Genomic DNA, 21,113 nt, shown 5'->3' with positions numbered 1-21,113 from the left:
TCATCAGCAGAAATCCTGCGCTTTCCGGAAAATGTTAGTTTAACTGGATTAAGAAAGTTCCCTGCGGGGTTGTGAATATCCGCCTGGACTTTACATATATTTAACGTGGAAAAGCGTCTTTAATAGCCTTCCCTGCCTTGAAAAAAATATACACGTGGGTTATAATGAACAAAATTATTACTGCAAAGTGAAAAAGCAGTAATGGATTATCAACACATGCGGAAGGAGAAAACAGACGATGAATTATGAAGAAAGTCGTGCCTACATCAGAGCCGCGGAACTGAAAAAGGGAATTGTTCTGGGCCTGGAAAATATGAGAGAGATGATGAGGCGGCTTGGAAATCCCCAGGATGAACTGAAGTATGTTCATGTAGCGGGAACTAACGGAAAGGGTTCGGTGATCGCATATCTGTATTCCGCTTTATCAGGTGCAGGTTACCGGGTCGGAAGATATATTTCCCCGGCGGTCTATTCCTACAGAGAGAGGATGGAGGTTAACGGAGAACCTGTCAGCAGAGAGAAATTTGCAGCATATGTGACAAGGATCGCGGAGGTGATCGATGAGATCGTAAAAGAGGGAAAACCGCATCCGTCAGTATTTGAAATTGAAACTGCAGCCGCATTTCTTTATTTTCAGGATGAGAAATGCGATCTGGTATTAATGGAAGTTGGTATGGGCGGCGATCTGGATGCCACCAACATTATACGTACTACAGTTCTTTCCATTCTGGTATCCATCAGTATGGATCATACGGCATTTCTTGGAAATACCCTGGGCGAGATAGCAGAAAAAAAGGCCGGCATCATTAAACCGGACAGTCATATGGTAACTGTAAAGCAGCAGCCGGAGGCAGAGGCGGTCATACGGAGAATATGTGAAGAACAGAATGTGCCGTACGAGGCAGCAGACCGGGACAGCGCAGAGGTACTGGAAGCATCCATAACCGGTCAGACCTTTCTTTATAAAGGAGAAAAATATACAATATCCCTGGCAGGTGCCTATCAGAAAGAGAATGCGGTGGCAGCGCTCCGGGCACTGGAAATCCTGAATGAACAGGGATATCCCACAACACTGGTCCAGAGACAGGATGGACTGAAGCGTACCACCTGGCCAGGAAGATTTGCACTTCTCGGGACAGAACCGGATTTTGTGGTTGACGGAGCTCATAACCCTGCAGCAGCAGACATGCTGGCTGCGTCCATTGAGCGGTATTTTAAGGGGAAAAGGATCATCTACATCATGGGAATGTTCCGTGACAAGGATTACCGAAAGGTCATCCGGAAAACAGAAAAATATGCAGATACCATCCTGACGATTGCGGCACCGGATAACCCCAGGGCTCTGACCCCGCAGGAACTGGCAGATGCGGTGCGGGAATTTCATTCTGATGTAAGACCCTTTGACAACATCGAAGCTGCAGTGGCAGAGGCCTATCATCTGGCAGGAAAAGAGGATGTGATCATTGCTTTTGGTTCCCTGGCGTTCCTGGGGAACCTTACAGAAATTATCAGGAACCATAACGGAGGAAACCAATGACGGATTTGGAAAGATACAGAGACGAGATCGATGAGATCGACAGTGAGATCGTACGTCTCTTTGAAAAACGAATGAAGGTGAGTGAGGAAGTCGCTGAATATAAAATAAAAACCGGTAAGCAGGTACTGGATCCGGCACGTGAGAGCCAGAAGATCCATACGCTGAAAAACAAGGCTCACGGAGACTTTAACAGCCTCGGCGTGCAGGAGCTTTTCCGTCAGATCATGGCCATCAGCCGTAAGAGACAGTACCAGCTGCTGACAGAGCATGGGATTTACGGAGAGCGCAATTTCACAACTGTGAAGCATGTTCCCCTTGAAAACGCAACGGTTGTGTTTCAGGGGGTAGAGGGAGCTTACAGCTATGCGGCTATGCGGCAGTACTTTGGAAAAAATATTGAAAGCTACCATGTAAAAACATGGAGGACAGCTATGGAGGATGTAACCCATGGCAAGGCCGATTATGCGGTACTTCCTATTGAGAATTCTACTGCAGGTATCGTGGCTGATATCTATGACCTTCTTATGGAATACAAGCTGTATATCGTGGGCGAGCAGATCATCCGTGTGGATCATGTGCTTCTGGGAATGCCGGATGCACAGATCAAGGATATCAGGGAAGTATGCTCTCATCCCCAGGGACTTGCCCAGTGCAAAGCGTTTCTGGAGGAAAACCCTTCTTGGAAAAAGAAAGAAGTGGAAAACACCGCAGGAGCGGCAAAAAAGGTCAGTGAAGTGGGAGACAAAGGTGTGGCAGCTATCGCAAGCCGTGAGGCTGGTGAGGTATTCGGTCTGAAGGTCCTTGCAGAAAATATCTGCAGAGAAAAAGCAAACTCCACACGTTTTATTATTGTAAGCAGGAAACCGGAATATGAGGAAAAGGCCGGGAAGATCAGCATCTGTTTTGAACTGCCTCATGAAAGCGGAACTCTTTACAACATGCTTTCCCATATCATTTACAACGGTCTGAATATGACCAAGATCGAATCCCGTCCGATTCCGGGAAAATCCTGGGAATACCGTTTCTTCGTGGATTTCACAGGGAAGCTTGGCGAAAGCGCTGTGGAAAATGCGTTAAGAGGAATCGAGGCGGAGGCGAATGTTCTCCGTGTTCTTGGAAATTATTAAGATACAGAGGAGTTAATTATTATGTTGGCAAGAATTCAGGAATGTATCCTTTACCGTGAATTTTCAAACGGCGAGATACTGAACGATATGGCAGAGCTTATCAATCTTTATGAATCTGATGAAGAAGCACTCAAGGCAAGAGAAGACCAGTTTTTCAAAAGTGTCAACGGGCTGGTGGAGCTGGCAGGAATGTACGGCTTTTCCGGAAATATCTGGCATACATATCTTACATTCCTTCTGGTAAATCATGAGAACGCTTTCAGTATGGCAAGCGAGATCCGGGGAGCGATCAAGGGCAGCATTAATGACCTGGCAAAAAATGATTTCCAGATTTTCAAGGAACTGTATGATTTTGACATCACGGTCTTTGACAAAGTGTTCGGAACTGTATGCTGCAGGGTGATCTGTGATTACCAGACACCGGATGAGAACAGCAAGCTCTTTAACACCAGGATCCGTGACCGGATCTGCCAGATGAGCAAAACCCTGGCAGCAGCCACCACAACCGAAGAATTTATGGATGACATGGTATCCTTCTATAAAGATTTCGGTGTTGGCAAGCTTGGCCTTCATAAGGCATTCCGTATCGGCCACGATGAAGAGGGAAAGGTGGAGATCCAGCCTATCACAAGAATCGCACATGTGAAGATCGATGACCTGGTAGGATATGAGATCGCCAAGAAAAAGCTCATTGATAATACAGAGGCATTTGTACAGGGGAGAAAGGCGAACAACTGTCTGCTCTTTGGCGATGCGGGAACCGGCAAATCTTCCAGTATCAAGGGAATCCTGAACCAGTATTATGATCAGGGACTTCGTATCATTGAGGCCTATAAGCATCAGTTCCAGGATCTTAATGAAGTCATCGCCCAGATCAAAAACCGTAACTATCGTTTTATCATTTATATGGATGATCTTTCCTTTGAGGAATTTGAAATTGAATATAAATACCTGAAAGCAGTGATCGAGGGCGGGCTTGAGAAAAAACCGGACAATGTCCTGATCTATGCCACAAGTAACCGGCGTAATCTTGTCCGTGAGCGTGCCACAGACAAGCTGGAGATCGCAGATGACAATGATCTGCATTCCTCCGATACCGTACAGGAGAAGCTTTCTCTGGTATATCGTTTTGGGGTTCGTATCTACTTTGGCAAACCGGACAAAAAACAGTTCCAGGAGATCGTCCGTACACTGGCAGCCCGTTATGGAGTTACCATGCCGGAGGAGGAACTGCTTCTGAAAGCCAACCAGTGGGAGATTTCTCACGGGGGACTGACCGGACGTGCAGCGCAGCAGTTTATTGATTACATTGTGGGAACAGAGGAAGAAAAAAAGAAATAGTTTACCTGTGTATTGGGGGAAAGGATGAAAAACTATGGCGGTGACAACCTTTGCAGCAATTGATATAGGCTCCTATGAAGTCAGTATGAAGATTTTTGAAATGTCAAAGCGGATCGGCTTCCGGGAGATCAATGATGTCCGTTACCAGCTGGAGCTGGGCCGTGGAACTTATGCTGCAGGACGGCTGGAGATGGAGACTGTGGATGAGCTCTGCGGGATCCTTAATGATTTTAAACGCATGATGGCTGAATTTGGGGTGGAAAGCTGGCGTGCGTGTGCAACAAGCTCTCTCCGTGAGCTGGAAAATCCGGTGATCATCCTGGAGCAGATCTATCAGAGAACTGGTATCCGGGTAGAGATCCTGAGTAATGCGGAACAGCATTTCCTGGGATATAAATCCATTGCTGCCATTGAATCCGGCTTCAAAAAGGCTATTCAGAAGGGTACGGCGATCCTGGATATCGGAGGAGGAAATCTGCAGATTTCTCTCTTTGACAAAGATGCTCTGGTGCTGACCCAGAGTATCCGTATGGGAAGTCTTCGTATCCGCGAACGTCTGAAAGAACTGGAGAAAACAACTCCACATTATGACCGGCTGATAGAGGAATTTATCCGAAATGATCTGATAAGCTTTCAACGCCTTTATCTTAAAGACAAGGAAATCTCCAATCTGATCCTGATGGGAGATTTTCTCACAGATACGATCTTTCAGGACAGATCCGGAGAGAATATCATTACAAAGGAGGAATTCCTGAAGAAATACGAGACCATTGTAAACATGTCCGATCATGACCTTGCCGAATCCATGGAGCTGGAACCGGAATATGCGTCTCTGATCGTGCCGAACATGGTTATCATTCGAAACTTTATAGAAATCTTTCAGGCAGAAGCACTCTGGATCCCGGGTGTTTCTCTTCTGGACGGGATCGCCTATGACCATGCGGAAAAAAATAAATATCTGAAAAGTGTACATAATTTTGAAAATGATATCCTGGTGGCATCCAGGAACATTGCCAAAAGGTATTCCAGCGGAAAGAATCACATTGCAGGAACTACCGATGTGGCACTGGATATTTTTGACAGCACAAGGAAGATCCACGGCATGGGAAAACGTGAACGGCTTCTTCTGCAGATCGCAGTTCTTCTTCATGACTGCGGAAAATATATCAGTATGAGTGAGGTGGCAGAATGCTCTTACCGGATCATCATGGCTACGGAGATCATAGGTCTTTCCACAGAGGAGCGGCAGGTGATCGCCAGTGCGGTAAGGTACAATACCAGAGAATTCGGCTGCTACGAAGAGATCAACCGTGAAACATCCATGAGCAGGGAAAATTATCTCCTGACTGCGAAGCTGACCGCAATTCTCCGTCTGGCCAATGCTATGGACAGAAGCCATTACCAGAAGGTAAAAGCGCTTAATGTAACCTTAAAAGACAGGATTCTTTACCTGGTGGTGGATTCCGCAAGGGATGTTTCGCTGGAGCTGGGGCTTCTGAAAGATAAAAAGGAATTTTTTGAAGAGGTGTTTGGCATCCGGCTTGTAATGAGACGGAAGGGAAAAAGATAACGGAGGAGGCTTTTGTATGAAATTTAAGGAATTTGATAAACCGGAGTATTTTGTAAACAGAGAACTGAGCTGGATCAAATTTGATGATCGTGTGCTCAGTGAAGCCAGAGACAAAAATCTGCCTCTGTTTGAGAGACTGAAATTTTTGAGTATCACCTCATCCAATCTGGATGAATTTTATATGGTCCGTGTTGCATCCCTGAAGGATCAGGTTCATGCAGGGTACAAAAAAACAGATATTGCAGGAATGACAGCCAAGGAACAGCTGAAAGCCATCAGCCGGCAGACACATGAGCTTGTTCACGTACAGTACAGTACATTAAACCGGTCTCTGATTCCTGCACTTGAAAAAGCAGGACTTCATGTGATCTTTGAGCACGAGGCATTTTCCGAGAAGCAGAAAGAGTTTGTGGATCAGTATTTTGAGGACAATGTATATCCGGTCCTGACACCAATGGCAATGGATTCTTCCAGACCGTTTCCTTTGATCCGTAATAAAACGTTGAATATCGGAGCACTTCTTTCCAAAAAAGATACCAAAAAAGGAAAAGAAGAGATTGATTTTGCCACTGTACAGGTGCCTTCTGTACTTCCAAGAGTAGTGATCATTCCATCTGAAAAAAAAGGCCATACAACCGTAACACTTCTGGAACAGATCATTGAGCGCAACATCGACAAGCTGTTCTTAAGCTATGATGTGATCTGTGCCCATCCGTACAGGATCATGCGTAATGCGGATCTTCCTATTGACGAGGATGAAGCAGAGGATCTTCTGGTTGAGATCCAGAAACAGCTGAAAAAGCGCCAGTGGGGAGAGGTGATCCGCCTGGAAGTGGAAGATAAGATGGATCCGCGGCTTCTGGATATTCTGAAAATGGAGTTTCAGGTTCATGGAGATGATATCTTTTTTATCAACGGACCGCTAGATCTGACCATGCTGATGAAGGTTTATGGTATTGACGGATACGATCAGTTCAAGGAACCGAAATACAAACCGGCAGCAGTGCCGGCATTTCAGAATGACAAAGATATTTTCCAGGTGATCAGGGAGGGTGATGTGTTCCTGCATCATCCGTATATGAGTTTTGATCCGGTGGTGAATTTTGTGCGTCAGGCGGCAAAGGACCCGGATGTACTGGCGATCAAGCAGACTCTGTATCGCGTCAGCGGCAATTCACCCATCATTGCGGCACTTGCTCAAGCCGCAGAAAACGGCAAGCAGGTTTCCGTTCTTGTAGAACTGAAGGCGCGTTTTGATGAGGAAAACAATATCGTCTGGGCAAAAATGCTGGAAAAGGCAGGCTGTCATGTGATCTATGGTCTGGTGGGGCTGAAGACACACAGTAAGATCACTCTTGTTGTGAGAAGAGAAGAAAACGGGATCCGCAGATATGTGCATCTGGCAACCGGAAACTATAACGATTCCACAGCCAAGCTTTATACAGACTGCGGTATATTTACCTGTGACGAACGGTTTGGAGAGGATGCAACTGCTGTGTTCAACATGCTTTCCGGATATTCCGAGCCGAAGCGCTGGAATCGCCTGATCGTTGCGCCGATCTGGATGAAGGACCGTTTTGTAAAAATGATCGAAAGAGAAGCGGAGCATGCGAAAAAGGGAGAAGAGGCTCACATTGCGGCAAAGATGAATTCTCTGTGTGACCCTGAGATCATAGCAGCGCTGTATTATGCTTCTTCCTGTGGCGTAAGGATCGATCTTCTGATCCGCGGCATCTGCTGCCTGAAGGTGGGCATTCCGGGTATCAGCGAAAATATCCACGTGCGTTCGATCGTCGGCAATTTCCTGGAGCACAGCCGTATTTTCTATTTCCGCAATGGCGGTTCCGATGAAATCTATATGGGAAGTGCGGACTGGATGCCGCGTAACCTTGATCGTCGTGTGGAGATTGTTTTCCCTGTGGAAGATGAGCGGATCAAGGAAGAGATCATGCATGTGCTGGATCTGGAATTCCGTGACAATGTAAAAGCACATATCCTGCAGCCCTCCGGTTTGTATGAGAAGCAGGACAAACGTGGCAAAACGCTGATAAATTCCCAGATGGAATTCTGCAGGGAGGCTACCGAGCGTGCCAGGGCAGCAAAAAAGGAGAAAAAAGAAAAGAAGAGAGTTTTCGTACCGGCTGAACCGGCGGAGGATATTATAAAATAGTAAAAGAAAAGGACAGCCTGTCATATCGATTTATGATAGGCTGTCCTGCGTCAGCGCGCCTGCGGACGTTTCTAATAACACTTCTTGCAGGCTTCATACCCTGCAGCTTCAGCCTGGGAGCGTGTCATCTCTGTGGCATTATCCGGATTCATATTTCCACAGTTAGGGATCCGGTGGTACTTGCTCCCGGTAGCGGAGATCCAGACCATATCACCCACTGACTCCGGATCAGCCTGCACTCCGGTCTGAGGATCTGCAGCAGCCGAAGCAGAAGATCCATAGCCGGACGCACCGGAATCCTTATAAGCGGAGGAAGGCTGTGTGCCGGTATCCGATTCATCTCCGGCAGAATAATCATTACAGGGACTCTGGTTCCACTGGATATTGCTTCCGTCGCTGACTGCGATCACCGTGCCCTGCTTATCAGTACGAAATACCTGTATTCCCATATCAGCAAGTTTATCCATGGTATCCTTATGAGGATGTCCGTAGGAATTACCGGCGCCGCAGCTGATCACGGCATATTCCGGAACAGTCTGCTGGAGCAGATCCCAGGTGGTGGCAGTGGCAGAACCGTGATGTCCCGGAACGATCACATCGCAGGAAAGATCAAGTCCCAGATTGCAGATCGCTTCCTCCCCGGCAGATTCTGCATCCCCGGTAAAAAGAAAATGGTTGTTTCCGTTTTCCAGCCGGATCGCAACAGAATTGTTGTTATCGTTGCTGCTGATCGATTGAGGAGAAAGAACTGTAAATTTCCCGCCTCCGAAAGCAAAATCCGTTCCGGGCTCCGGATGCTGCACAGTTAATCCCTGAGCGGCAACACTGTTTTCAAAAGACTGATAGATTTTTGTATCCTGTACATAATCTGCACCGATCACATTTTTTACGGAAAAGCTGTCCAGGCATCCTACAAGACCAGCCACATGGTCCTCGTCATAATGGGAGGAGATCATATAGTCGATGATGGAAATATTCTGCTTCTGCAGATAGGAAACCACGAAACTGGAATGTTCCCGGTCACCGCCGTCATACAGGAGATTCTGCCCCTGTGACTGGACCAGGATCGAAAGCCCCTGCCCCACATCCAGAAAGTGTACAGCCATTGTTGTGTCAGCAGAAGCAGCCTCAGCTGTATAAGCAGCAGAGGGAACTCCTGCGACTGTCAGCAGAACAAGCAGCAGAGAAAGAAAAAACGTCTGCAGCTTTCTGCGAAAAGAACGTTTGTGATGCATGAGAAGTCACCCCTTATCTTAAGTATTTTCAGGGGAAATTATAAAACAGAAGAGAAAGAAATGCAAAAATAATATATGTGAAAATACAGAAAACAGATAAACAGGAAGAACGAGATTTTTATATGCAACGTTCGGAATAAAGTTTGAACGCGATAACAGGAAAAAATGAAGTATAACAATCACAAAAAAAGCAGCCAGAATAAAAATCCTAACTGCTTTCAACTAATAGCCAGTACGGGAATCGAACCCGTGTTTCCGCCGTGAGAGGGCGGCGTCTTAACCCCTTGACCAACTGGCCATATTCATTTGTGTCGTTTGCGTTAGCTTTCTGTTGTTTTCCGCAACCGACTTCGTTAGTATATAATACTTTCTTGCAAAATGCAAGCACTTTTTTCACTTTTTTGAAAAAAAATTTCATTCTGTTTTTGACATTTTTTTTGACGGAAAAATCTATTGATGATATGATAGGTACAAAACGGAATGGAATAAAAAATATAAAGAGGAAGAGTATGGATGACAGAAAAAAGAAAAATTTGATATGGAAGGTAGAAGCCGTTCTTTTTGGTGTGGTGCTGCTGGTTTTTGGCGCGATCTTTGCAGCGACCCACACAGGGGGGCTGATCCAGCATCAGGACAGTGTACAGTTTCTTAACAAAGGTTGGTACTACATAAAAGACGGAAAAAAACAGGAGATCACCCTGCCTGCGGAAATTCCGGCAAAAACAGGCGAAAAGCTGATCCTGTACAATGAAAGTCTGGGAGCGGAAAGCAGAGGAATGACCGTGGTTTCTACAGGAGCCCAGTACGATCTGGTGATACGCCTGAATGGAAAGATCCTGTATGAATATAAGGAGGCCATGTTTTCCAAAAATGTGCAGATGCGTTCCAAGGTGCAGTGCATCGCCGCTTTGGGTAATGACACAGAGGGAAAAGTCCTGACGTTTAGCTATTCTGCGCCTCAGAGAGGAAAATATGTTATAGAACCGGTATGCATAGGAACCGGAAGTGCAATAGCCTGGTATCAGATCAGAAAAGCAGCCATTCCTTTAGGGGCGGCAACGATCATGATCGTATTAAGTATGATCGCTCTGTGTATCTGCATCTATATGAGAATAAGGCAGATGCCGGACAGTCGGTTCCGAGATGTGGCACTGTTCCTTATGATGTGCAGTATCTGGCTGGTGACGGACTCATCACTGGCACAGAGCTACAGCAGATGCCCCGAAGCATTATGTCTCATTTCTTTTTATATGTTCATGCTGCTGGCAATTCCGATGCTGCGTTTTTTGCAGAACATCGGAAACATGAAAAAATACAGGATCCTGGATCTTGGAATCTTTACATTTTATCTGAATGCTGCTTTACAGGGAGTCCTGGTGATCCTGGGAGCCTTTGAATTTAAGGATATGCTGTTTGTGACGCATATTCTGCTGGTTGTGTGGGTCCTGATATCAGCGGTACTTCTGATCCGGGAGTACCGGAAGCATAAACAGCGTGAGATACGTCTGCTTCTCATTGCATATATCGTCGTGGGAGCAAGCGGTATCATAGCACTGATCCTGTACTGGCTGTTCGAGATTTCCTACTATGGATCTATTTTTGAACTGGGAAATCTTGTGTTTCTTGTGCTTGTCATTGCAGACGCAGTCATGCTGATGACAGATAACGTTCGTTACCGTCTGGAATCCCAGGCTTACGAACGACTGTCCAGAGAGGATGGGCTGACAGGACTTGAGACGAGAGTTAATTTTGAGAAAAAATTGGAAAGTATTTCCGCAGATATGGGCAGATACCGGGATATCCTTCTTATGTATATCGATATCGATCAGCTTCGCGTGATCAACGAAGAGTACGGACGGGCTGCAGGAGACGAGATGGTGGTGAGCTCTGCCAGATGTGTGGAGAACGTTTTCCGGGAAAAAGGAACCTGCTACCGCATCGGCGGGGATGAATTTGCGGTTCTGGTCTATGATCCGGAAGTACCGGACGAATTCTGGCCGGAACGCCTGAGAGAAGAGCTCCGGAATATCGGGAGAGGATGCAGGCATCGTTTTTCGTTGTCCCTGGGAGGCAGCCATCTGCGAAATAAGGATGGCTCTCTGAAATCCATGGGAGAATGGAAATATGAGGCAGACAGGAAGCTTTATGAGAACAAAAAGAAGGGGGATTTGAAAAATGGAGTATATTAACTGTTTTCAGATTACATCCCTTGTTCTGGTGACGATGATCGCAATACATTATTTTTCTCATAAAAGACTGAACAATGCGGAAAACAGGAATTTTGTATGTTTTCTGGTTTTCAGCGGCGTTTACGTGGTGTTGGATATGCTGAGTGCGGTAATCGCAGGAGGCGGCAGCAGTGAAGGCTGCAGAGGTTCAGCGCTGGTCCTGACTCTCTATTATTTCTGTGATGTCATACTTACTTACGGGCTTTTCTGCTACATTCGGATCGTCACCGGAAGACAAAAGGAGAAATATAAATGGCTGAAAACCTGCTGGGTGGTCCTGCCGGCTGCAATGCTGCTGGCAGTTACAGCAAACTTACGGACGGGATGGCTTTTTTATTTTAACCAGGAAGGTAGATTTATCCGGGGAAGTTTTCATTTTCTGATCTATGGATATGTATTCTTTTTTATGCTGGTGATCGTTGCATTTATGTTCCGTTATGGAAAAACAGCAAAAAAAGAAACACGGCGCACCATATGGAGATTTTGGTTTATCGAAGCAGCCTGCCTGTTTCTCCAGATTGCCACGGAAAGAATACTGCTTACCGGTTTCGGGCTTTCTGTAGGACTTTGGCTGATCTATCTTACCATGAACAATCCGGGTGAATATACGGACAGTATGACAGGTTTATTTGACAAACAGTATTTTGACAAATGGATCGGAGAAAAGCTCTATCGAAAAGAAAGCTTTCATCTGCTTGCTGTGGATGCCTGCAATATGAAGCAGATCAACAGGATCTACGGGACCAGAGTGGGAGATCAGCTGCTGATCCGGGCGGCGAAGGGGTTCCGGGAGATCACGGATTCGGTGCAGATCTTTCGTATCACAGGCAATTGCTTTCTGGCAGTGCTGGACTCGCTGACAGATTATGAAAAAGCCAGAGACGGAATAGAAGAATTTCTGAAAAAGCCGTTTTTTATCGAAAACGAAAAGGTGTCGTTCCATGCCGCGATCTGCGGGATCATGAATGCGGAAAAACTGGAAAAAGAGGATAGTATTCTTTCTTATATCGAATATATGATATCTCTGATACAGAACCGGCAGGATACGGTCCTGATCCAGTCGGACAGCAAGATCCTGGAGGGCTTCCGCTATGAGCAGGAAGTGGAGCATTTTCTTCAGAAAGCGGTGAAAGAGGATCTGTTCGAGGTATATTATCAGCCGGTATATTCCATAAAAAACAAGGATTTTATTACTCTGGAGGCACTGAGCCGGCTGAAACATCCTGTTCTGGGAATGATTCCGCCGGATGTGTTTATCGGGATCGCGGAAAAACAGGGAATGATCTCTGCAGTGGGATGTCTTCAGCTTCACAAGGTCTGCCGTTTTATAAAAGAACATGAATATATCATGAAGAAGATCCGGAATGTGAAATTCAATCTTTCTCCTTCCGAACTGATGAAACCCGGATACAGCCACGTGCTTATCGGGATCATACAGGAGTATGGATTAGATCCGGGATATTTTCAGTTTGAGATCACGGAAAACGTGGCAACCGAATACAGCGAAAGCTTCTGCACAGCCATTGATGATTTTGCAGAAGTGGGGATCCACATGTGCCTGGATGATTTCGGTTCCGGTTATGCAAATCTGAACGCAGTTCTTCGCATTCCGTTTTCAGCGGTAAAAATGGACCGTTCTCTTCTGTCCGGGATCAGCAGCGATCCTCAGACGGCTACTTTTTATCGCAGCATTGTCATGATCCTGCAGCATATGGGATATAAGGTGATCGCAGAAGGTGCTGAGACCGAAAAGGAGGTAAAACTTCTGGAAAAATGGGGCGTGGATATGATACAGGGATATTATTTTTCCAGGCCCCTGTGCGAGGAGAAGCTTCTGGAAAAAATTTCCTGAAATGATCAGAAACAGGCGGAAAACATGCTTCCATAAAAAGCAGGGTTTTCCGCCTGTTGTATTCTGACAGACACAAATTGCTTGAAGTTTACAGATACTTTTGATAGAATAGATAGGCTGTGGCGGCTGAAGAAAGCGATTTTTCGGAAGACCGGTTCCTTGAACTGCCACGAGTATCTTTTGGAAAAATTGCAGAGAAAAGATGATCATGTGGACTTTACAAGTACATATATTTTGAGTATAATACAAACAAACGTTCGAATATAAAAAGAAAGGAATCAGTGGAATGGCAAAAAAAGACACTTATGATGCGGGCAGTATCTCTGTCCTGGAGGGCCTCGAGGCCGTGCGAAAGCGCCCCGGTATGTATATCGGAAGCGTATCCAGAAAGGGACTGAACCATCTGATATATGAGATCGTAGACAATGCGGTGGATGAGCACCTTGCAGGGTACTGCAGCCGTATCCATGTAGTTCTTGAGAAGGACGGTTCCTGTACAGTAGAAGATAATGGACGAGGGATCCCGGTGGATATGCATGCCAAGGGAATATCTGCGGAGCGTCTTGTTTTTACAACTCTTCATGCAGGCGGTAAGTTTGACAATTCCGCATATAAGACAAGCGGCGGACTTCATGGTGTAGGTTCTTCCGTAGTGAACGCATTATCTACGTATCTGGATATTAAGATCAGCCGTGATGGTTATATACATCATGACCACTATGAGAGAGGAATCCCTACCATTGAACTGGAAGCAGGACTTCTCCCCAAATTAGGGAAGACCAGAGGTACTGGAACTTGTGTGAATTTCCTTCCGGATCCGGAGATTTTTGAGAAAACAAGATTCGGAGCAGCGGATGTAAAGAGCCGTCTCCATGAGACTGCCTATCTGAATCCGGAGCTTACCATCCATTTTGAGGATCGAAGAGGGGATACTCCTGAGGATATCGAGTATCATGAACCGGAGGGAATCGTAGGCTTTATCCGTGACCTTAACAAGAATGCACAGCCTCTCCATGATCCGGTTTATTTTAAAGGAGAGGCAGACGGGATCCAGGTGGAAGTTGCTTTTCAGTTTACCAATGAGTTCCGTGAGAATGTTCTGGGATTCTGCAATAATATCTACAATGCAGAGGGAGGAACTCATCTGACCGGATTTAAGACTACCTTTACAACGGTAATGAACACCTACGCACGTGAAATCGGTGTACTGAAGGATAAAGACCCCAATTTTACAGGTGCAGATATCCGAAACGGAATGACTGCTGTAGTCTCCATCAAGCATCCGGCACCCCGATTTGAGGGACAGACCAAGACCAAGCTGGACAACCAGGACGCATCCAGAGCCACCGGCAAGGTGGCAGGAGAACAGCTGGTACTGTTTTTTGACCGAAATCTGGAAATACTGAAGACCGTCCTTTCCTGTGCGGAAAAAGCGGCCAAGATCCGTAAGACCGAGGAGCGTGCCAAAACAAACCTTCTTACCAAACAGAAATATTCTTTTGATTCCAACGGCAAGCTGGCCAACTGTGAGAAGAAGGATCCGTCACAGTGTGAGATCTTTATCGTAGAGGGAGATTCCGCCGGCGGTTCGGCCAAGACAGCCAGAGACCGTAACTATCAGGCAATCCTTCCAATCCGCGGTAAGATCCTCAACGTAGAGAAGGCTACCATCGACAAGGTGCTGGCCAACGCAGAGATCAAGACTATGATCAATGCCTTTGGCTGCGGTTTTTCCGAGGGCTACGGAAATGATTTTGATATCACGAAGCTTCGCTATGACAAGATCGTGATCATGGCCGATGCGGATGTGGATGGTGCTCATATCTCTACTCTGCTTCTGACTTTGTTTTACCGTTTTATGCCGGAGCTTATCTATGAGGGACATGTGTATATTGCCATGCCACCTCTTTATAAGGTAATGCCGAAGAAGGGACAGGAGGAATATCTCTACGATGATAAGGCCCTTGAGAAATACCGTAAGAGTCATAAACCAGGAAGCTTCACACTCCAGAGATACAAAGGTCTCGGTGAGATGGACGCCCAGCAGCTCTGGGAGACTACCCTGAACCCTGAGACAAGAATGATGAAGCGTGTGGAGATCGAAGATGCCCGCATGGCCTCCGATGTGACAGAGATCCTGATGGGAAGCGATGTTCCGCCGCGTAAGGCATTCATTTATGAGCACGCGACAGATGCGGAACTGGATATCTGATAGATAATGAGCAGGATTTGTTACTGTTCATAGGGAATATTCTGCGAGGTGGTTTTTGTGAGCGAAGGTCACAGAAAAACCGAGAATTGTAACCCGGAATTAGATTGGGAGAATTGAACAATGAATACGAAACAGGACAATATCATCCGCACTGACTATGCGGAGATCATGCAGAAATCATATATCGATTACGCCATGAGCGTTATCATTTCCAGAGCGCTGCCGGATGTACGTGACGGACTGAAGCCGGTACAGCGCCGTACCCTTTACGATATGTATGAGCTGGGCATCCGCTACGACCGCCCGTACCGTAAATGTGCCCGTATTGTAGGAGATACCATGGGTAAATATCATCCCCACGGTGATAGCTCCATTTATGATGCGCTTGTAGTCATGGCGCAGGAATTTAAAAAGGGTCGTACACTGGTGGACGGACATGGAAATTTTGGTTCTATTGAAGGCGACGGAGCTGCAGCCATGCGATACACAGAGGCCCGCCTGGAGAAACTGACCCAGGAGGTTTTTCTGGAAGATCTTGATAAGAACGTTGTGGACTTTATGCCGAACTTTGATGAAACAGAGAAGGAGCCGGTAGTACTTCCGGTGCGTATTCCCAACCTTCTTGTAAACGGAGCCGACGGAATCGCCGTTGGTATGGCAACCAGCATCCCGCCGCACAACCTGGGTGAAGTGGTAGATGCGGTGAAGGCATATATGAAGAACAACGACATCAGCACCAGAGGACTGATGCGCTATCTCAAGGGACCGGATTTTCCTACCGGCGGCATCGTGGTAAACAAGGACGATCTTGTAAAGATCTACGAGTCCGGAACCGGCAAGCTCCGTATCCGTGGACGTGTGGAAGTGGAGAAATTAAAAGGCGGCCGTCAGCAGCTGGTGATCACAGAGATCCCATATACCATGATCGGTGCCAACATCGGAAAATTCTTAAACGATATCGCAACTCTGGTAGAAACCAAGAAGACCACAGATATCGTGGATATTTCCAATCAGTCCTCCAAAGAAGGAATCCGTATCGTTCTGGAACTGAAGCGCGACGCAGATGTTGAGAACCTTACCAACATGCTCTATAAGAAGACCCGACTGGAGGATACCTTTGGTGTCAATATGCTGGCAGTTGCAGACGGAAGACCGGAGACACTGGGACTGAAGCAGATCATTGCTCACCATGTGGACTTTGTATTTGAAGTAAATTCCAGAAAATATACAACCCTTCTTGCCAAGGAACAGGAGAAAAGGGAGGTTCAGGAAGGCCTTATCAAAGCCTGTGATGTCATTGACCTGATCATTGAGATCCTCCGTGGCAGCAAGAGTCGCGACCAGGTAAAGAAATGTCTGACCGATGGTATCACAGAAGGGATTAAATTCAAGACCAAGACATCCGAAAAAGCGGCAAGATCCCTGAAATTCACAGAGAAACAGGCCACAGCTATCCTGGACATGCGTCTTTACAAGCTGATCGGACTGGAGATCGATGCTCTGATGAGGGAGCATGAGGAAACCATGAAGAACATTGCTGCTTATGAGGATATCCTGAATAATTATGACTCCATGGCAGCAGTGATCATGGGTGAACTGGATCAGATTAAGAAGGAATACGGCAGTAAGCGTAAGACTTCCATTGAAAATGCAGAGGAAGCTGTCTATGAGGAGAAGAAGATGGAAGAGACCGAAGTCTGCTTCCTGATGGATCGTTTCGGATATATGCGTCTCATTGACAAGAATGCCTACGAGCGTAATAAAGAAGCCGCCCATGCAGAGAGCCGTTATGTCTTTACCTGCATGAATACGGACAAGATCTGTATCTTTACAGATACCGGCAAGCTCCACACAGTGAAGGCAGAGGATATTCCGCTGGTGCGTTTCCGTGATAAAGGTGTTCCGGCAGATAATCTGGGTAATTATGACAGTACTTCCGAGCAGATCCTCTATGTGGCACCGCTGAGTCAGGTAGTAGCCTCCACGGTACTCTTTGTTACAGAGAACGGCATGTGCAAGCTGGTAAAAGGAGAAGAGTTCCGTGCTTCCAAGCGTACCATTGTTTCCACCAAGCTTGCGGAGGATGACCGCCTTGTATTCGTAGGAGCAGCCGACGAGATGGATCAGGTTGTGTTCCAGTCTGAGAAAGGTTACTTCCTCCGTATCCTGAAAACCGAGATCTCCGTCACCAAGAAAAACGCCCTGGGTGTCCGAGGCATGAAGCTTACCGGCGAAGACCGTATCCACCACGCCTATCTCCTGGAAAGCCGCCAGGAATATGCCATTGAGTATCATGATAAGCCGTATGTACTGAATAAAGTGAAGCTGGCCAAGAGAGATACGAAGGGCGTGAAGCCGAGGATCTGATGTAAGCTTATACGGATGTTAAATAATTTTTGATATGCTCCGGAAGGATAACAGATGCAGATTGCCTTTACAAAAAAGAATAATTAGGTTATACTTAGCATAGACAATAAAGGCTTTACCCAAAGAATTATTGAAGTAGAGATTGTGCTGCTACACACCCTCGCGGTCAAAAGAAATGTGGGAAAGGGCACACCCACCAATAATTCTTTGGTTTAGCAGATATATTGAGAAATATGAGCACACCCGGAATTATAGCAGCATCCGGGTGCGTTTTGCTTATATGGAGTGATGATTTATGAAACAGCTTGATAATTTTTCTGCCCGCCTTAGGATACTGAAAAATGCAGATTTCAGACTGACAGATTACGATGATATTTACAGAATGGGTGTGATGAGACTGTTTGACCAGACGTTTTTCCTTGCCTGGAAAGCACTTCAGGAGATCCTGCGGCTCCACGGGGCAGAAGAAGCAGACACCGGTTCACCGAGAGAAATCCTGCAGCTTGGCTATAAGCTGGGCTTCGTAAACGATTCAGCAGTGTGGCTGCTCATGCTGAAAAAGCGTAACACATCTGTCCATATATATAATGAGCAGGAAGTAGATGAGATGATCCTTCTCATCCGTGACAGCTTCATTCCGGCATTTGTGGCTCTTGAGAAAACATTGAAGGAGAAGCTGGCAGAAGCAGAGAGCGACTGGACGTAAAAGCAGTGATCCTGAAAGATACAGGACAAACAGGAGCGTGATCATATGACAATGAAAAAAAAGAAGCTGCCTATAGGAATTGAAAATTTTGAAGAGCTGCAGAAAGAGGAGTTTTATTATGTGGATAAGACGAATCTGATCAGGGATTTACTGATGCAGTGGTCAAAAGTAAATCTTTTTACGCGCCCGCGCAGATTTGGAAAATCTTTGAATATGAGTATGCTGAAATATTTCTTTGAACCGGGTGGAGATAAGGAAATATTTAAAAAACTTGCAATCTCAGGGGAAACGGAAATTTGTGAGAAGTACATGGGAAAGTTTCCGGTAGTGTCAATTTCGTTGAAAGGAATAAATGGGGAATCTTACGAGAAGGCATGTGCAATGGCGGTGCAGGTGATTCAGAGTGAAGCGAGGCGTTTTCAGTACCTTCTGGAAAGCGAACGTCTGACCGCTTATGAAAAGAAAGTGTTTGCTTCTCTGCTGCAGGCAGATATGGGAGAGGATCTTTTATGCAGCAGCCTGAAAATTATGTCTGAGCTTCTTGAAAAACATCATGGATGCAAAGTGATTCTGCTGATCGATGAGTACGATGTGCCATTGGCAAAAGCTTTTGAGCGAGGCTATTATGATCAGATGGTCATATTCATCCGAAATATGTTTGAGTATGCCCTGAAAACAAATGACAGTCTGAAATTTGCGGTACTGACCGGGTGTATGCGCATTTCAAAAGAAAGTATTTTTACAGGATTGAACAATATTAAAGTTCTGTCTGTGGCAGACGTACAGTTTGATGAATACTTTGGTTTCACAGATCAGGAAGTAAAGGATATGCTGGATTATTACGGCTTTTCTGACAGGTATGATGAGGTAAAAGAATGGTATGATGGTTATCAGTTTGGAAATGTCGGAGTGTACTGCCCGTGGGATGTGATCAATTACTGTGACACTCTGAAAGCAGATCCGGATGCACAGCCGAGGAATTACTGGCTGAACACCAGCAGTAACGAGGCGGTTCGAAGATTTATCCGGGAGTCAGATCATGCAGCCACCAGACGGGAAATCGAAAATCTTGTGGCAGGAGAGGCGATCACGAAGGAAATCCATCAGGAACTGACATATAAAGATATGTATGATTCCATTGATAATTTGTGGAGTGTCCTGTTCACAACGGGATATCTTACCCAGAGGGGAAAGCCAGACGGAGATAACTTCCGGTTGGTGATCCCGAATGTTGAGATCAGAAAAATCTTCACTTCACAGATCATGGAGTTGTTCAAAGAAAGTGTTCCCAAAAACGGAGAAGCCCTGAGGAATTTTTGCCAGGCCCTGAGAAACGGGGACGCAAAGAGTGTGGAACGTCTGCTGGGAGAATATTTGAGAAAGACCATCAGTATTCGTGACACCTTTGTAAAAAGGCAGATGAAGGAGAATTTTTATCATGGTATTCTGATTGGCATCCTGGGATTTGCGGATACATGGAGCGTTTCTTCTAACAAAGAGTCCGGTGATGGTTACAGTGACATTCTGGTAGAAACGGATGATGGAGAAACCGGCATTATTCTGGAACTGAAATATGCGGAAGATGGAAAACTGGATGAATCCTGCCGAGAAGCGTTACGGCAGATAAATCTGCGGCGGTACGAAGAAGAACTTCTCGATGAAGGCGTTGAACATATTTTAAAATATGGGATTGCATTTTATAAAAAAAGATGCCGGGTAATGCTTGCTGATGTTGATACAGATAATTAAGCAATATATATTCCCACCGACCAGGTACAAACCAACCCCGGGCGGTGGGGATTTTTTTGCCCTCTTGACAGAAAACCTCCCCATCTCCTATAATAACAATTAGCCTGAACTAACATAGCCGCAAATACAAATAAAGTTCAGTACAGAAAAACCATGAAAAATGATCAGGATTTCACAGAAGAACTGGGCCACAGCATGCCTTCTTCCAAAAGAGAAACCGAGGAAGACATGCTGGAAGAGCTCTGTTCTCTTGCAAAAAAGGACGCCCGGATCACCATTCCGGAGATCTGCGGGCGGATGGAGATGACCCGGCGGGAAGTGCTGGCCTATCTGAAACAGCTCTCCGCACGGGGCTATGTAAAAACAGAAGAAAACAAATCCTACGTCCGTCTTACAGAGCTGGGATGCATCCGCGGAGAAGAATGCCGCCACCGTCATGAAACCTTCACCCAGTTTCTGGAGTATGTAGGCGTAAACAGCGAAACTGCAGAAGAAGACGCCTGCCGCATGGAACATGTGGCAAGCGAAGAGACCGTGCAGCAGATCCATAATTTCATCAACTACGGAAGCACCTTTGAGCGTGTCATGAAAAAAACAGACCTCCGGTATTACTACGAACCGGGAGACTACACCTTCATGATGGGCATCTACTACATGGAAAAAACCTGCCCGAGAAGACTGACCACAGAATTTAAAGACTACCGGGAACAGATCAGCCTCCACGTAAAAGAAGAAGACAGCTGCTTCGAACTCCTCCGCACAGACCAGACCAAGAACCGTCTGGATCTCTGGTACCGGGATCCGGAGACCGGCTGGATGAAAGCTGCCGAAAAAGACGGCAACCCGCTGATCCCTACTGGCGTATTTCAATATTTTCTCCGGCATCACGATCCGGTCATAGAAGGAACCGCCCTGGTGGCATTTGCCAGAGAAGGAGAGAACCCCATGGAGTGGAACAGCCGGGAGCTGGATGTACATATCTGGTAGGAGGATGATATAAGTAACTAAATATATTGTAA

Annotated in this window: 13 protein-coding genes and 1 tRNA gene; 12 read left to right on the top strand and 2 right to left on the bottom strand. The window is 46.1% G+C overall.

Annotated features, from left to right (window positions below; genetic code table 11):
* Positions 1–238: 238 nt before the first annotated feature.
* Genes EYS05_RS00595 through EYS05_RS00575 form a run of 5 tightly spaced genes read left to right on the top strand, consistent with a single transcriptional unit; the run spans position 239 to position 7,745 of the window.
* Positions 239–1,537: a bifunctional folylpolyglutamate synthase/dihydrofolate synthase gene (locus EYS05_RS00595; RefSeq protein ID WP_118513712.1), complete on the top strand. Its 1,299-nt coding sequence runs from the start codon at positions 239–241 to the stop codon at positions 1,535–1,537.
* Positions 1,534–2,664, top strand: a complete 1,131-nt coding sequence (gene pheA, locus EYS05_RS00590; protein ID WP_118608260.1) for a prephenate dehydratase — start codon at positions 1,534–1,536, stop codon at positions 2,662–2,664. Before EYS05_RS00595 ends, pheA begins: the two co-directional genes overlap by 4 nt.
* A gap of 21 nt (positions 2,665–2,685) precedes the next feature.
* A complete protein-coding gene (locus EYS05_RS00585) occupies positions 2,686–4,005 on the top strand; it encodes an ATP-binding protein (RefSeq protein ID WP_330575514.1) in 1,320 nt (439 codons plus the stop codon).
* Positions 4,006–4,039: 34 nt separating this feature from the next.
* On the top strand, positions 4,040–5,575 hold the full coding sequence (locus EYS05_RS00580; protein ID WP_118513710.1) for a Ppx/GppA phosphatase family protein: 1,536 nt from the start codon (positions 4,040–4,042) through the stop codon (positions 5,573–5,575).
* 16 nt (positions 5,576–5,591) lie between these two features.
* On the top strand, positions 5,592–7,745 hold the full coding sequence (locus tag EYS05_RS00575; protein WP_138276345.1) for an RNA degradosome polyphosphate kinase: 2,154 nt from the start codon (positions 5,592–5,594) through the stop codon (positions 7,743–7,745).
* A gap of 71 nt (positions 7,746–7,816) precedes the next feature.
* Here EYS05_RS00575 and EYS05_RS00570 read toward each other — a convergent pair whose 3' ends face one another.
* Together EYS05_RS00570 and EYS05_RS00565 are read right to left on the bottom strand one after the other, a co-directional pair.
* Positions 7,817–8,980: a ComEC/Rec2 family competence protein gene (locus tag EYS05_RS00570; protein WP_138276344.1), complete on the bottom strand. Its 1,164-nt coding sequence runs from the start codon at positions 8,978–8,980 to the stop codon at positions 7,817–7,819.
* 226 nt (positions 8,981–9,206) lie between these two features.
* A tRNA-Glu gene (locus tag EYS05_RS00565) sits at positions 9,207–9,278 on the bottom strand.
* A 211-nt stretch (positions 9,279–9,489) separates the two neighbouring features.
* On the opposite strand from EYS05_RS00565, the gene EYS05_RS00560 reads away from it, so the two are divergent.
* The 7 genes from EYS05_RS00560 to EYS05_RS00530 all read left to right on the top strand — a co-directional run bounded on the left by EYS05_RS00560 (position 9,490) and on the right by EYS05_RS00530 (position 21,081).
* Positions 9,490–11,169 carry a GGDEF domain-containing protein gene (locus EYS05_RS00560; protein ID WP_138276343.1) on the top strand — a complete coding sequence of 560 codons (1,680 nt, stop codon included), beginning with the start codon at positions 9,490–9,492 and terminating at the stop codon, positions 11,167–11,169.
* On the top strand, positions 11,156–13,060 hold the full coding sequence (locus tag EYS05_RS00555) for a GGDEF domain-containing protein (RefSeq protein WP_227752287.1): 1,905 nt from the start codon (positions 11,156–11,158) through the stop codon (positions 13,058–13,060). Before EYS05_RS00560 ends, EYS05_RS00555 begins: the two co-directional genes overlap by 14 nt.
* Before the next feature lie 286 nt (positions 13,061–13,346).
* A complete protein-coding gene (locus tag EYS05_RS00550; RefSeq protein WP_110102015.1) occupies positions 13,347–15,272 on the top strand; it encodes a DNA gyrase/topoisomerase IV subunit B in 1,926 nt (641 codons plus the stop codon).
* A 120-nt stretch (positions 15,273–15,392) separates the two neighbouring features.
* Complete coding sequence (locus EYS05_RS00545; protein ID WP_138276342.1) at positions 15,393–17,639, top strand: DNA gyrase/topoisomerase IV subunit A; 2,247 nt, start codon at positions 15,393–15,395, stop codon at positions 17,637–17,639.
* 295 nt (positions 17,640–17,934) lie between these two features.
* Positions 17,935–18,345, top strand: a complete 411-nt coding sequence (locus EYS05_RS00540; protein WP_138276341.1) for an HI0074 family nucleotidyltransferase substrate-binding subunit — start codon at positions 17,935–17,937, stop codon at positions 18,343–18,345.
* A gap of 45 nt (positions 18,346–18,390) precedes the next feature.
* Positions 18,391–20,094, top strand: coding sequence for an AAA family ATPase (locus EYS05_RS00535; protein ID WP_138276340.1), 1,704 nt, complete (start codon positions 18,391–18,393; stop codon positions 20,092–20,094).
* 153 nt (positions 20,095–20,247) lie between these two features.
* On the top strand, positions 20,248–21,081 hold the full coding sequence (locus EYS05_RS00530; RefSeq protein WP_138276339.1) for a metal-dependent transcriptional regulator: 834 nt from the start codon (positions 20,248–20,250) through the stop codon (positions 21,079–21,081).
* Positions 21,082–21,113 lie beyond the last annotated feature (32 nt).

Origin of the sequence: Blautia sp. SC05B48, assembly GCF_005848555.1 — a bacterium.
Lineage (GTDB): Bacteria > Bacillota > Clostridia > Lachnospirales > Lachnospiraceae > Blautia_A.
Note: the sequence above shows the minus strand (reverse complement) of the source record. Positions and strands in the feature narration are given on the sequence as shown.

Bases quoted from the DNA above. Each gene is read 5' to 3' on its own strand.
- pheA (WP_118608260.1), top strand. From the start codon at position 1,534: ATGACGGATTTGGAAAGATACAGAGACGAGATCGATGAGATCGACAGT.
- EYS05_RS00585 (WP_330575514.1), top strand. From the start codon at position 2,686: ATGTTGGCAAGAATTCAGGAATGTATCCTTTACCGTGAATTTTCAAAC.
- EYS05_RS00575 (WP_138276345.1), top strand. From the start codon at position 5,592: ATGAAATTTAAGGAATTTGATAAACCGGAGTATTTTGTAAACAGAGAA.
- EYS05_RS00555 (WP_227752287.1), top strand. From the start codon at position 11,156: ATGGAGTATATTAACTGTTTTCAGATTACATCCCTTGTTCTGGTGACG.
- EYS05_RS00580 (WP_118513710.1), top strand. From the start codon at position 4,040: ATGGCGGTGACAACCTTTGCAGCAATTGATATAGGCTCCTATGAAGTC.
- EYS05_RS00535 (WP_138276340.1), top strand. From the start codon at position 18,391: ATGACAATGAAAAAAAAGAAGCTGCCTATAGGAATTGAAAATTTTGAA.
- EYS05_RS00545 (WP_138276342.1), top strand. From the start codon at position 15,393: ATGAATACGAAACAGGACAATATCATCCGCACTGACTATGCGGAGATC.
- EYS05_RS00560 (WP_138276343.1), top strand. From the start codon at position 9,490: ATGGATGACAGAAAAAAGAAAAATTTGATATGGAAGGTAGAAGCCGTT.
- EYS05_RS00530 (WP_138276339.1), top strand. From the start codon at position 20,248: ATGAAAAATGATCAGGATTTCACAGAAGAACTGGGCCACAGCATGCCT.
- EYS05_RS00570 (WP_138276344.1), bottom strand. From the start codon at position 8,980: ATGCATCACAAACGTTCTTTTCGCAGAAAGCTGCAGACGTTTTTTCTT.
- EYS05_RS00550 (WP_110102015.1), top strand. From the start codon at position 13,347: ATGGCAAAAAAAGACACTTATGATGCGGGCAGTATCTCTGTCCTGGAG.
- EYS05_RS00540 (WP_138276341.1), top strand. From the start codon at position 17,935: ATGAAACAGCTTGATAATTTTTCTGCCCGCCTTAGGATACTGAAAAAT.
- EYS05_RS00595 (WP_118513712.1), top strand. From the start codon at position 239: ATGAATTATGAAGAAAGTCGTGCCTACATCAGAGCCGCGGAACTGAAA.